This window comes from Paraburkholderia jirisanensis, from assembly GCF_054782355.1.
In genome coordinates, this window is sequence record NZ_BAAGSQ010000029.1 from 846901 (window position 1) to 858981 (window position 12081).

Annotated in this window: 11 protein-coding genes; 9 read left to right on the forward strand and 2 right to left on the reverse strand. The window is 66.5% G+C overall.

The features are described from left to right. Window positions 1-4: 4 nt before the first annotated feature. From kdpC to ACYVNQ_RS29540, 9 genes are all read left to right on the forward strand, one after another. The gene (gene kdpC / locus ACYVNQ_RS29500) at window positions 5-583 is read left to right on the forward strand and encodes a potassium-transporting ATPase subunit KdpC (RefSeq protein ID WP_460907567.1); all 579 of its coding nucleotides are present in this window, start codon (window positions 5-7) and stop codon (window positions 581-583) included. A 195-nt stretch (window positions 584-778) separates the two neighbouring features. Continuing rightward, window positions 779-3952 (forward strand): DUF4118 domain-containing protein, encoded by a 3174-nt coding sequence (locus tag ACYVNQ_RS29505; protein ID WP_460907569.1) that lies wholly within the window; start codon window positions 779-781, stop codon window positions 3950-3952. Beyond that, on the forward strand, window positions 3945-4643 hold the full coding sequence (kdpE, locus tag ACYVNQ_RS29510) for a two-component system response regulator KdpE (protein WP_175109242.1): 699 nt from the start codon (window positions 3945-3947) through the stop codon (window positions 4641-4643). Before ACYVNQ_RS29505 ends, kdpE begins: the two co-directional genes overlap by 8 nt. A 146-nt stretch (window positions 4644-4789) precedes the next feature. Then, window positions 4790-5110 carry a quaternary ammonium compound efflux SMR transporter SugE gene (sugE, locus tag ACYVNQ_RS29515; RefSeq protein WP_460907571.1) on the forward strand — a complete coding sequence of 107 codons (321 nt, stop codon included), beginning with the start codon at window positions 4790-4792 and terminating at the stop codon, window positions 5108-5110. 380 nt (window positions 5111-5490) lie between these two features. Further along, entirely contained in the window at window positions 5491-6102 is a 612-nt protein-coding gene (locus tag ACYVNQ_RS29520) for a DUF4126 domain-containing protein (protein WP_460907573.1), read from the forward strand. Window positions 6103-6194: 92 nt separating this feature from the next. Next, window positions 6195-8684 carry an ABC transporter permease gene (locus ACYVNQ_RS29525; RefSeq protein WP_460907761.1) on the forward strand — a complete coding sequence of 830 codons (2490 nt, stop codon included), beginning with the start codon at window positions 6195-6197 and terminating at the stop codon, window positions 8682-8684. Between the two features lie 34 nt (window positions 8685-8718). Continuing rightward, a complete protein-coding gene (locus ACYVNQ_RS29530) occupies window positions 8719-9129 on the forward strand; it encodes a group II truncated hemoglobin (RefSeq protein ID WP_460907575.1) in 411 nt (136 codons plus the stop codon). A gap of 84 nt (window positions 9130-9213) precedes the next feature. After that, window positions 9214-9945: an alanyl-tRNA editing protein gene (locus tag ACYVNQ_RS29535; RefSeq protein ID WP_460907577.1), complete on the forward strand. Its 732-nt coding sequence runs from the start codon at window positions 9214-9216 to the stop codon at window positions 9943-9945. Next, window positions 9942-10592 (forward strand): DUF924 family protein, encoded by a 651-nt coding sequence (locus tag ACYVNQ_RS29540; protein ID WP_460907579.1) that lies wholly within the window; start codon window positions 9942-9944, stop codon window positions 10590-10592. The genes ACYVNQ_RS29535 and ACYVNQ_RS29540 overlap by 4 nt, the downstream gene beginning before the upstream one ends. Window positions 10593-10654: 62 nt before the next feature. Here ACYVNQ_RS29540 and ACYVNQ_RS29545 read toward each other — a convergent pair whose 3' ends face one another. Next, the gene (locus tag ACYVNQ_RS29545; protein WP_460907581.1) at window positions 10655-11401 is read right to left on the reverse strand and encodes an SDR family oxidoreductase; all 747 of its coding nucleotides are present in this window, start codon (window positions 11399-11401) and stop codon (window positions 10655-10657) included. 91 nt (window positions 11402-11492) lie between these two features. Beyond that, a complete protein-coding gene (locus ACYVNQ_RS29550) occupies window positions 11493-12077 on the reverse strand; it encodes an LOG family protein (RefSeq protein WP_460907583.1) in 585 nt (194 codons plus the stop codon). Between the last annotated feature and the right edge of the window lie 4 nt (window positions 12078-12081).

Here is a 12081-nt window from a genome sequence, read left to right on the forward strand (position 1 = left end):
CATCATGAAATCCATGTTTCGTCCGTTGATCGTGCTGTTTGTGGTGCTCACTGCGATCACTGGTCTTGCCTATCCGGCCGTGATGACCGGTTTCGGCCAGGTGGTGTTCAACCACCAGTCGAACGGCAGCATCCTTGAGCAGGACGGCAAGGTGGTCGGCTCTGAGCTGATCGGCCAGCAGTTCGATGCGCCGAAGTACTTCTGGGGCCGTCTGTCGGCAACCTCGCCGATGCCGTACAACGCGGCGGGTTCGAGCGCGTCGAACATCGGTCCGCTGAACTCGGCGCTGACCGATGAGGTGAAAGGGCGTCTGGACGCACTGAAGGCCGCCGGTACCGATATGTCGCAGCCGGTGCCGGTCGACCTGGTGACGTCGTCGGGCAGCGGTCTCGATCCGGAGATCACGCCGGCTGCCGCTGCTTATCAGGTGGCGCGTGTTGCGAAGGTGCGCAACCTGCAGCAGGCTGATGTGCAGGCGCTGGTCGACCGTTATACGACCGGCCGCACGTTCGGCCTGATCGGCGAGCCGCGCGTCAACGTGCTGAAGCTGAACCTCGCACTCGACGCGATGCCGCACGGCTAAACCGCGTGCGCGTTGCGCTTGCGGGGCGGCGTCCGCACGGACGTCGCCCCGCTCGCCATTTGCGTGCAATGAAGAAGACGTGTCACCATCTGCGATGCGCGGGCGGTCAGGCCGCGCAACTTCGCTGCGCACGACCCACCGCACGACACACCTGGCATGCGCAGCATCACCCGGCCGGCAACGGCCTGAATCCGTATGAATCGACCCGATCCGGACGAATTACTCGGTAAGTTGCAACGCGAAGAAGAGCGGCGCCAGCGCGGCAGGCTGAAGGTGTTTTTCGGCGCGTCGGCGGGCGTCGGCAAAACCTATGCGATGTTGCTGGCCGCCGCGCGGCGCAAGGAAGAAGGCATCGACGTGGTGGTCGGCATTGCCGAGACGCACGGCCGCAGCGAAACCGCTGCGCTGCTCGAGGGGCTCGACGTGCTGCCGCTTGCGCGCATTACGTATCGTGGCCGCCTGCTTGGCGAGTTCGATCTCGATGCCGCGCTCGAGCGCAAGCCGCAACTGATCCTCGTCGACGAACTCGCGCATTCGAACGTTACCGGTGCGCGCCATGCGAAGCGCTGGCAGGACGTCTATGAACTGCTCGATGCTGGCATCGACGTGTACACGACGGTCAACGTGCAGCATCTGGAGAGTCTGAACGACGTGGTCGGCCAGATCACCGGCATCCGCGTGTGGGAGACGGTGCCCGACCGCGTGTTCGATCGCGCCGACGAAGTGACGCTGGTCGATTTGCCCGCCGAAGAACTGCTCGACCGGATGCGCGACGGCAAGGTTTATCTGCCGCAGCAAGCCGAGCGCGCGGTGCGCAACTTCTTCCGCAAAGGCAATCTGATCGCGCTGCGCGAGCTGGCGTTGCGACGCACCGCCGATCGCGTCGATGCGCAGATGCGCGAGTATCGCGCCGACCGTTCGATCCAGCATATCTGGCAGGCGCGCGAGCGGCTCCTGGTGTGCGTGGGGCCCGGCCCGGAAGCGCCGCGCCTCGTGCGCGCGGCCGCGCGCCTTGCCGCGGCATTGAAGGCCGACTGGATCGCCGTCTATGTCGAAACGCCGAAACTGCAACGGCTGCCCGATGCATTGCGCGAGCGCACGCTGAACGCGTTGCGCCTCGCCGCCGATCTCGGCGCGGAAACCGCCACACTGGCCGGCGCCGATCCGATCGCGACGCTGGTCGGTTATGCGCGTGTGCGCAATGTATCGAAGCTGGTGGCAGGCGGTTCGTCGCGCAGCGGCACGTCGCGCTGGTTGCGCCGCCCGTTCGGCGAGCGCATCGCGGAGCGCTCCGACGATCTCGACCTGACGCTGATCCGTGCGATGACCGACGAGGGCAGCGCGCGCGACCTGCTGCAAAACGCCGACGCCAGCGCGTGGCGCGATGCGTTGCGCAACGCCAAGGCGCGGCGTTCGCCGCTATCTGCCTATGCGTGGGCCGGCGCGATCTGCGCGTTCGTCACGTTTATTGCGAGCACGCTGATCGGCCGGATCGATCTCGCGAACCTCGTGATGCTGTATCTGCTCGGCGTGATCTTCGCCGCGGTGAAACTGGGGCGCGGGCCAGGCGTGCTGTTGTCGTTTCTCAGCGTTGCCGCGTTCGATTTCTTTTTCGTGCCGCCGCGCCTGTCGCTGTCGGTTACCGATACGCAATACCTGCTGACCTTCGTCGGCATGCTGCTGACCTCGCTGGTGATCAGCCATCTCACGTCCAGCCTGCGCCGCGAAGCGAGCGTCGCGCAGCGCCGCGAGCAGCGCACCAGCGCGATGTATGCGATGGCGCGCGAACTGGCTGCCGCGCTGAGCACCGAGCAGATCGTCGGGATCGGCAGCCGGCACGTCAGCGAGGTGTTCCGCTCGCGCGTCGCGATCCTGCTGCCGGACAGCGCAGACCAGGTGAAGCAGAAAGTCGACGATCCGGACGTGAAGATCATGCTCGACGGCCCGCTGCTCGATATCGACGTCGGCCAGTGGGTGTACGACCAGCAGAAACCGGCCGGCCACGGCACCGATACGCTGCCGGCGGCCGCCGCGCTGTACCTGCCGCTGAAAGCGCCGATGCGTACTCGCGGCGTGCTGGCGGTCAAGATGCAGGACGAGCGCGAACTCGACGTGCCCGAGCAGCAGCGCATGATCGAAGCGTTTGCCGCGCAGATCGCACTGGCGCTCGAACGGGTGCATTACGTCGAAATCGCGCGCGATGCGCTCGTCAATATGGAATCGGAGCGTTTGCGCAATTCGCTGCTGTCGGCGATTTCGCACGATCTGCGTACGCCGCTCACCACCATCGTCGGTTTTTCGTCGATGCTCGCGCAGGCGCGTGCCGCGCAGAACGCCGCGGAAGGCGCGGCCGCGCAAGCGTATTCCGAGGACGCGTTGCAGGAAGCGCAGCACACGCAGTCGCAGGCGATCGACGACCTCGTGGAAGCGATCCACGAAGAATCGATGCGTATGGCCGGCATCGTCACCAATCTGCTCGATATGGCGCGGCTGCAGGCCGGCGGTTTGCAACTGAACCGGCAATGGTCGCTGCTGGAGGAAACCGTCGGCGCTGCGTTGCGCGCGTGCCGGCGCGTACTGGCCGGGCACCCGGTGCAGGTGCAGCTGCCCGCCGATCTGCCGCTGCTGCAGCTCGATGCCGTGCTGATGGAGCGGCTGTTCTCGAACCTGTTCGAGAACGCCGCGAAATACACGCCTGCGGATACGCCGCTGATGATCGGCGCGCAGCGCATCGACGAAGACGGCAAGCCGTATGTGCGCGTGAGCGTCGACGATTTCGGGCCGGGACTGCCGGTCGGTATGGAGTCGCGCATTTTCGAGAAATTCACGCGCGGCGAGAAGGAATCGGCCAAGCCGGGCATCGGCCTTGGGCTCGCGATCTGTCGCGCGATCGTCGATGCACACGGCGGTACAATCGGCGCAGCCAACCGGCTGTCGGCCGATGGCCGTATCGAAGGCGCGCGGTTCTGGTTTACGTTGCCGGCCGAGACGCCGCCGCCGGTGCCCGAAGTGCTGGATGACGATGCGCTGGAGGAACTGGACGAGGAACCGCAGGACTTGCTGCCGGCAGCGTCATTCGCAGCAACCTCAGCGGCAACCTCAGCGCCAACGTTCGTTACGCCGCCCGCAGCAGGTATCGCGTCAAGCTACGCGCCGGGCGCGACGTCGGCTGCGGCATCGGCCCACGCAACCAGCGACGAAACACGCAACGCACCAGACGACGCATCACCCGACGCCCCAGACGCGGCATCAACCGGGGCGCCGGCACGGGACGCAGCCGCGCCTTCCGCCAGCCGGCCCGCAGCTGCGCCGGCTCCGGCCGACCAGCCGCTCGCCCCGCCCACGACTACCAGACCCGCCCATGAGTGACCCCAGCATTACGGTCGTACTGATCGAAGACGAAAAACAGATCCGCCGTTTCGTGCGGGCTTCGCTGGAAGGCGAGGGCATCGTCGTGCACGATGCGCAAACCGGCAAGCAGGGGCTCGTCGAAGCGGCCACGCGCAAGCCCGACCTCGTGATCGTCGACCTCGGCCTGCCGGATACCGACGGCCTCGACGTGATCCGCGAGCTGCGCGGCTGGAGCGATCTGCCGGTGATCGTGCTGTCCGCCCGCACCCAGGAAAGCGAGAAGGTGGCCGCGCTCGACGCCGGCGCCGACGACTATCTGACCAAGCCGTTCGGCGTATCGGAACTGCTCGCGCGCATTCGCGCGCATCTGCGGCGGCGCAATCAGGCCGCCGCGAGCGATTCGCCGCAGGCGCATTTCGGCGCGGTAACCGTCGACCTCGCGTTGCGCCAGGTGTGGCGCGACGGCGAACTGGTGCATCTGACGCCGATCGAGTATCGGCTGCTCGCGACGCTGGTGCGGCACGCGGGCCGCGTGCTGACGCACCGGCAGCTGCTGCGCGACGTGTGGGGGCCGTCGCATGTCGAGAGCCATCACTATCTGCGCATCTATATGGCGCATCTGAGGCAGAAGCTGGAACGCGATCCGGCGCAGCCGGAGCATATCGTCACGGAGACCGGGGTTGGGTATCGGCTGGTTGGCGTTGCCTGACGACGTCGCGGCAAATCGCCGCAATATATCGGTTTGCGCATGACGACCCGCGCAAACCAGTTCCGTTTGATATAATTACACCGCTGTAAGGACGGCCTTGCGCATTCGCCTCAACGGGGACGACCCCATCCACTGGGAGCGTTCTCGTGTCCTGGATTCTTCTCTTTATCGCCGGTCTGCTCGAAGTAGCGTGGGCCGCGGGTCTGAAATCTTCCGAAGGCTTTACGCGGCTGTGGCCGTCGGTGTTCACCATCGTGACCGCGCTCGGCAGCTTCGTGCTGCTCGCGTATGCGATGCGCGAACTGCCGCTCGGCACCGCCTATGCAGTGTGGACCGGCATCGGTGCGGTCGGCGCCTTCGTGTTTGGCATCGTGATGCTGGGCGAAGTGGTCACGCTGGCTCGCGTGGCGAGCGCGGCGCTGATCGTGGTCGGGTTGATCGGGCTGAAGCTGTCGTCCGGTCACTGAGTTGGCCACTGGGTTGGCGACTGAGTTGGCCACTGGCTTGGTCCCCGCGCGGGTCCTCGATTCTGCCGCAGAGCCGGCCCTCGTCCGGCTCACCTACCGCCTCCCGCCTCCGCAAAAACCCTCGCATCCACGCGCGAAACTCGCAAAAAAACCGTCTCCAAAGCCATCCATTCGGGTATTTCGCGACACTATGCGCGGTTTTCGACCGACGGTTTCCGAATCGACGTGGCTATAATGAACCCAATTCCAACCTGAACTCGTACCGTGCGGCCCGCGCCGCGCGGGACTGGCGGCTTCGGCGGGGCGGAGCGCCCGGGCGTGCTTCGCGTCCCTGGCTGCGTGAAGCATGAGGCGCGTGCCGCGCGCCTTCGGAGGCGGCCATGCTTGAACCCCTTTCGCTTGCAGCAGGCCTGTCATGGGGCAGTGGGCTGCGCCTCTACCTGACGGTGCTGATCGCCGGCCTGTTTGCCCGCTTCGGCATCATCCATTTGCCGGACACGCTGTCCGCGCTCAGTTCGCCGTGGGTCATCGGCGTGGCCGCCGCGCTCGCGATCACCGAATTCCTCGCCGACAAGATCCCCGCCTTCGATTCGCTATGGGATGCGGTCCATACGTTTATCCGCATTCCTGCCGGCGCGATGCTGGCCGCCGGCGCGCTCGGCCATGCGGACCCGGCGCTGCTGACGGTTGCGGCGCTGGCGGGCGGCACGCTCGCCGGCACCGCGCATCTGACCAAGGCCGGCACCCGCGCGCTGATCAACCTGTCGCCGGAACCGGTGTCGAACGTTGTTACGTCGACCGCTGAAGACGGCCTGGTATTTGGCGGCGTGCTGCTTGCGCTGTTCGTGCCGGTGGTGTTCCTCGTGATGCTGGTTGGCTTCCTGATGGTCGCGGGCTGGATCCTGCCGCGGCTGTGGCGCAGCGTGCAGGGCGGCTTTCGCGGCATGGCGACGCATATGGTGTCGCGGCTCGCGCGGAGCCGTCACGATTGAGCGCACCGGCCCATACCCCTGACGATCTCCGTCTGCCGCGCCCGCAAGCGCGCCGCCTCACGCTCTCCGACCTGCTGCGTCAAGCCGCGCTGATGACCGCGCGCGACTGGCGCGCCGGCGAATTGACGATGCTGCTGCTCGCGCTGGTGCTGGCGGTGGCGGCGCTCGCCAGTGTCGGCTTTCTGGCCGACCGCCTGCACCAGGGGCTCGAACGCGATGCACGGCGCATGATCGCCGCCGATTTCATCGTGCGCGCCGATCATCCGGTCGATCCGCAGTTCGCGCAGCAGGCGAAATCGCTGGGCCTTGCGGTGGCGAATACGGCGATCTTTCCCAGCATGGTCAACACGATGGCCGCGCAGCCGATGTCGCGGCTCGCGGCGATCAAGGCCGTGTCGCCCGGTTATCCGCTGCGCGGCGCGCTGCGCATTGCGCCGGCACCTGGCGCGCCCGATGCCGCGGCGACTTCCATTCCGGCGCCCGGCACCGTCTGGGTCGACCAGCAACTGCTCGATACGCTGAAGTTGAAGGTGGGCGACAAGGTGAAAGTCGGCGGCCGCGAGTTCACGATCGGCGCGCTGATCACGAAGGAACTCGACCGCGGCTTCGCGTTCGTCAACTTCTCGCCGCGGCTGATGCTGAATGCGGCAGACCTGCCGTCCACCGGGCTGGTCACGTACGGCAGCCGCGTCACGTACCGGCTGCTGGTCGCCGGCAGCGACGGCGCGGTCCAGCAATATGCGAAGTGGGCGCACGAGCGCGTCGACGGCGGCAAGCTGCGCGGCGTCGCGCTCGAGTCGCTGCAGGACGGCCAGCCGCAAGTGCGGCAGACGCTCGACCGCGCGCGCCATTTCCTGACGCTCGTGTCGCTGCTGACCGCGCTGCTCGCGGCGGTGGCGATCGCCATGGCCGCGCATCGCTACATGCGCCGGCATCTGGACAGCTGCGCGGCGATGCGCTGCCTCGGCGTCAGCCAGCGCACGCTGCGTACGCTGTTCACGCTCGAGTTCGTCGGCCTGGGGCTGATCGGCGGTGTGATCGGCGTCGCGCTCGGCTTTGCCGGCCATCTCGCGCTGCTGCAATGGCTCGGCACCCTGATCGACGTCGCGTTGCCGTATCCCAGTGCGTGGCCGGCGCTCGAAGGCATCGGCGCGGGTCTCGTGCTGCTGCTCGGCTTCGCGCTACCGCCGCTGCTGCCGCTTACGCACGTGCCGCCGGTGCGCGTGCTGCGCCGCGAATGGGGCGACGCGGGGCGCACCGCGTGGCTCGCGTACGGCCTCGGCATCGTGCTGTTTGCCGGGCTGCTGGTGCTGGCGGCGGGCGAAGTGAAACTCGGCGGCATCGTTGCCGGCGGCTTCGCGGGCGGGTTGCTGGCTTTTGCGTGCATCGCGCGCGCCGCGCTGTGGGGCGCCGCGCGTCTCGTGCGCAGCGAGCGCTTCAGTATCGGTATTGGCTGGCGCTATGCGCTTGCGTCGCTGGAGCGGCGTGCCAATGCGAGCGCACTGCAGATCACCGCGCTCGGCATCGGCCTGATGTGCCTGCTGCTGATCGCGATGACGCGCAACGATCTGGTCGAAGGCTGGCGCAAATCGACACCGGCCGACGCGCCGAACCAGTTCATCATCGACATCCAGCCGGATCAGCGCGACGCGGTCACGCAGTATCTCGGCGCGCATGGCATGACGGGCGTCGACCTGTCGCCGATGGTGCGCGGCCGGCTGATCGCGATCAACGGCAAGCCGGTCAATCCGGACGACTACAAGAGCGAAGACGCGCGCCGCCTGGTGGATCGCGAGTTCAACCTGTCGTACACGACGCAGCTACCCGACGACAACCGGATCGCCGCGGGCAGCTGGTACGGCGCCACCGACAAACCGCAGATCTCGATCGAGCAGGGTCTCGCGAAGATCGTCAACGTGAAGCCTGGCGATACGCTGCGCTTCGACGTGACCGGCCTGCAGGTCGACGCGCCGGTGACGAGCACGCGCAAGCTCGATTGGGGCTCGTTCAAGGTGAACTTCTTCGTGCTGATGCCACCGGCCGCGTTGAAGGATTTTCCGGCGACCTTCATCACCAGCTTCAACGTGCCGCCAGAGAAGCGCAGCGTGATCGACGGCCTGATCGCGCTCTATCCGAATCTGACCGCGATCGATACCGGGCCGATCCTCGCGCAGGTGCAGGCGGTGATGGAGCAGGTGATCGGCGCGGTGCAGTTCCTGTTCCTGTTCACGCTGGTGGCCGGCGTGCTGGTACTGTACGCGGCGCTTGCCGGTACGCGCGACGAGCGTATGCGAGAATCCGCGCTGCTGCGCGCGCTGGGTGCGTCGCACCGCCAGGTGCGCGCGGTGCAGGTGGCGGAGTTCGTCGCGGTCGGCGCGCTGTCCGGCTTGATGGCGGCACTCGGCGCGCAGCTGATCGGCTCGATCCTCGCGACACGTGTGTTCGAGTTCTATCTCGCGTTCGATCCGTGGGTGTTGCCGGCGGGGGTGGCGGCCGGGGTCGTCTGTGCGGGCGTCGGCGGCTGGCTCAGCTTGCGGCACGTGCTGATGCGGCCCGCGCTGCAGTCGCTGCGCGACGCGTGATGGGTGTTTTCGCAGTTCATTTTCTTTTTACCGTATGACCGACTCCAACAACGAAACGCTGGCGCAACCGACTGCGTTCGAACTGGTGGGCGGCGAGACGCGCGTGCGCGAGCTGGTCGACCGCTTCTACGATCTGATGGACCTCGAGCCGGATTTCGCCGGCATCCGCGCGCTGCATCCGCCGACGCTCGACGGTTCGCGCGACAAGTTCTTCTGGTTCCTGTGCGGCTGGCTCGGCGGCCCGAGCCATTACGAAGATCGCTTCGGCCATCCGCGGCTGCGCGCGCGGCATCTGCCGTTTGCGATCGCTTCGTCGGAGCGCGACCAGTGGCTGCGCGCGATGGCGTGGGCGATGGAGGACGTCGGGCTGTCCGAGGCGCTGCGCGAGCGGCTGTTGCACTCGTTCTTCGATACCGCGGACTGGATGCGCAACCGCCCGGGTTGAGTGCACGCGGCGTATTGCACGCGGTGTGATTGCATTACGCGTCGCCGCTCGACCGTTCCATAAAAAACGTCCAGGAGACTCCCCATGACCACACGCGCACTGTTTCGCGAAGACGCGTATCTGACCCACTGCGACGCGACCATTACCGCCGTCGACGAACTGGGCATCCATCTCGACCAGACCGTGTTTTATCCGCTTGGCGGCGGCCAGGCCGGCGACGCCGGCGCGCTGGTGCTGGCCGACGGCACGCGCATCGCGATTGCGGATACGCGCAAGGCGAAGTTCGACGGCGCGACGCCCGACGATGCGGTGCACGTGCCTGCCGCCGGGCAGGAAGCGCTGCTTGCGCAATTTGCTGTGGGCACGCGCGTGCAGGCGGAAATCGACTGGGAGCGCCGCTATCGGCATATGCGTTTGCATACGGCGAGTCACCTGATGTGCGCGGTGCTGCCGTATGCGGTCGACGGCTGCAGCATTACCACCGACTACGCGCGTCTGGACTTCGCGACGGTCGAGCCGATCGAACGCGAGCACGTCGAGGCGCGACTCGCGCAACTGGTCGGCGGCGCGCACGGCGTCGCGACCGAGTGGATCACCGATGATGAAATGGCGGCGCGTCCTGAACTGGTCCGCACGATGAGCGTGAAGCCGCCGATGGGCTTGGGCCGCGTGCGTCTGTTGCGTATCGAAGGCGTCGACTTGCAGCCGTGCGGCGGCACGCATGTACGCAACACCGGCGAAATCGGCGTGCTGCGCGTAGCGAAGCTCGAAAAGAAGAGCGCGCGCACGCGACGGCTGGTGCTGGAGCTGGTGTGAAGCCACCGTCGCCGGCTGCTTCGGGCGACCACGTGGCGCCTGATCCGGACGCTTCATACGCTTCGCTCGAGCCACGTGCCCGCGAGGTGCTGGACTGCTGGTTTGGCGTGCCGGGTTCGCCGGAGTTCGGTACCGACCGCAAGCAGTGGTTCAAACGCAATGCCGCTTTCGACGACATGCTACGCACGCGCTTCGGCGCACTGATCGACGCGGGTATCGCAGGCGAACTCGATGCGTGGCAGGCCACACCGCCTGGCGCGCTGGCGCTGGTCATCGTGCTCGATCAGTTTTCGCGCAATTGCCACCGCAATACCGCGCGAGCCTTCGCGGCAGATGCGCACGGATTGCGTGTGGCACAGCGGATGGTCGAAGTGGGCGCGGACCGGCAGTTGCCGACGCCCTATCACCGCGCATTCGTGTACCTGCCGTACGAGCACAGCGAATCGCTGGACGTGCAGCGCGAGTCGCTGCGGTTAGCGGAACAGTTGCAGGCGGAGCCGATCGACCCGTCGTACTACGGAGCGGCGCTGCGGCATGCGCAGGTGATCGAGCGCTTCGGACGCTTCCCGCATCGCAATGCGATTCTCGGTCGCACGTCCACTGACGAAGAGCGGGTGTTTCTGACGCAACGCGGTTCGTCGTTTTGAGCGCCGCATGCGTGCGGCGAGAGGCGCGTTAGCACGTCGCGCCTGTCGCTCACATCAACATCTCACCGACCACCCGACACATCCAGCGTCGCGCCCGTCACATACGAAGACTCATCGCACAGCAGCCACACGATCGCCTCGGCGACTTCATCCGCACCGCCCGCACGCCCGAGCGGTGTCGTCGCGCCTAGCACCGCGGCGCGGTCCGGGCGGCCGCCGCTCGCGTGAATCTCGGTATCGATCAGTCCCGGCCGCACCGCATTCACGCGCACGCCCTGCAGACCGAGTTCGCGCGCGAGGCCCACGGTCAGCGTATCGATTGCGCCTTTCGAGCCGGCATAGTCCACGTACTCGTTCGGCCCGCCGAGCTTGGCCGCCATCGACGACACATTGACGATCGCACCGCCATGGCCGCCGCGATTCTTCGCCATGCGCCGCGCAGCTTCGCGCGCACACAGATAGGCGCCGACCGTATTCACCTCGAACATGCGCCGGATGCGCGCCGCATCCATGTCGACCAGCGGCATGCCCGGCGCGACGATGCCCGCGTTGTTGACCAGCGCATCGAGCTTGCCGAACGCCTGCACCGTCGCATCGAACATCGCGATCACCGCGGCTTCGTCGGCCACATCGCCGGCCAGCAGAATCGCGCGGCCGCCGGCCTGTTCGACCTCGCTGGCGGTTTCGCGTGCCGCGGCTTCATTGCTCGTGTAGTTGACACCCACCGACCAGCCGCGCGCGCCCAGCAAAAGCGCGGTCGCGCGGCCGATGCCGCGGCTTGCGCCCGTGATCAATACCGACTTCGCCATGAATTGCCTCGCTGTCAAAGTTTCGAAGGAATGCTGAAAACCGTGAAATGAAAAAGGGCGCCCGCGTTTTGCGTTGCGCCCCTGTCGGTGCCTACACCGCGTCGCGGTGCTGCGCCCATTTATCGTGCGCGACGTTCTTGTAGCGCTGCAGCTTGCCGATCAGCGTGGCCGGATCGCTATCGATCTGCAGCGTGTCGACATACTTCTGCTGCATGAAGCCTTCCTGCACCGTGTGCTGAAGCATGCCGATCAGCGGATCGTAGAAGCCGTCGATGTTGAACACCGCCACCGGCTTCTTGTGATAACCGAGCTGCGACCACGTGAATACCTCGAACAGCTCTTCGAGCGTGCCCGCGCCGCCCGGCATCGCGACGAACGCATCGGACAGGTCGGCCATCATTTTCTTGCGCTGATGCATGTCGGGTACGACATGCAATTCGGTCAGGCCGACGTGGCCCACTTCCTTGTCGACCAGCAGTTCGGGAATCACACCGATCGCGCGGCCGCCCGCGGCCATCACGGTATCGGCGATCACGCCCATCAGGCCGACCTTGCCGCCGCCGTACACCAGCGCGAGATTGGCTTCTACCAGTGCGTGGCCAAAGGCGCGCGCGGCTTGCGCATAAAGCGGTTTGGCTCCATTCGAGGAGCCGCAATAGACACAGACTGCTTTCATGAAT

Bases quoted from the DNA above. Each gene is read 5' to 3' on its own strand.
- ACYVNQ_RS29535 (WP_460907577.1), top strand. From the start codon at position 9,214: ATGACCACACGCGCACTGTTTCGCGAAGACGCGTATCTGACCCACTGC.
- ACYVNQ_RS29505 (WP_460907569.1), top strand. From the start codon at position 779: ATGAATCGACCCGATCCGGACGAATTACTCGGTAAGTTGCAACGCGAA.
- ACYVNQ_RS29520 (WP_460907573.1), top strand. From the start codon at position 5,491: ATGCTTGAACCCCTTTCGCTTGCAGCAGGCCTGTCATGGGGCAGTGGG.
- kdpC (WP_460907567.1), top strand. From the start codon at position 5: ATGAAATCCATGTTTCGTCCGTTGATCGTGCTGTTTGTGGTGCTCACT.
- ACYVNQ_RS29525 (WP_460907761.1), top strand. From the start codon at position 6,195: ATGACCGCGCGCGACTGGCGCGCCGGCGAATTGACGATGCTGCTGCTC.
- kdpE (WP_175109242.1), top strand. From the start codon at position 3,945: ATGAGTGACCCCAGCATTACGGTCGTACTGATCGAAGACGAAAAACAG.
- ACYVNQ_RS29550 (WP_460907583.1), bottom strand. From the start codon at position 12,077: ATGAAAGCAGTCTGTGTCTATTGCGGCTCCTCGAATGGAGCCAAACCG.
- ACYVNQ_RS29545 (WP_460907581.1), bottom strand. From the start codon at position 11,401: ATGGCGAAGTCGGTATTGATCACGGGCGCAAGCCGCGGCATCGGCCGC.
- ACYVNQ_RS29530 (WP_460907575.1), top strand. From the start codon at position 8,719: ATGACCGACTCCAACAACGAAACGCTGGCGCAACCGACTGCGTTCGAA.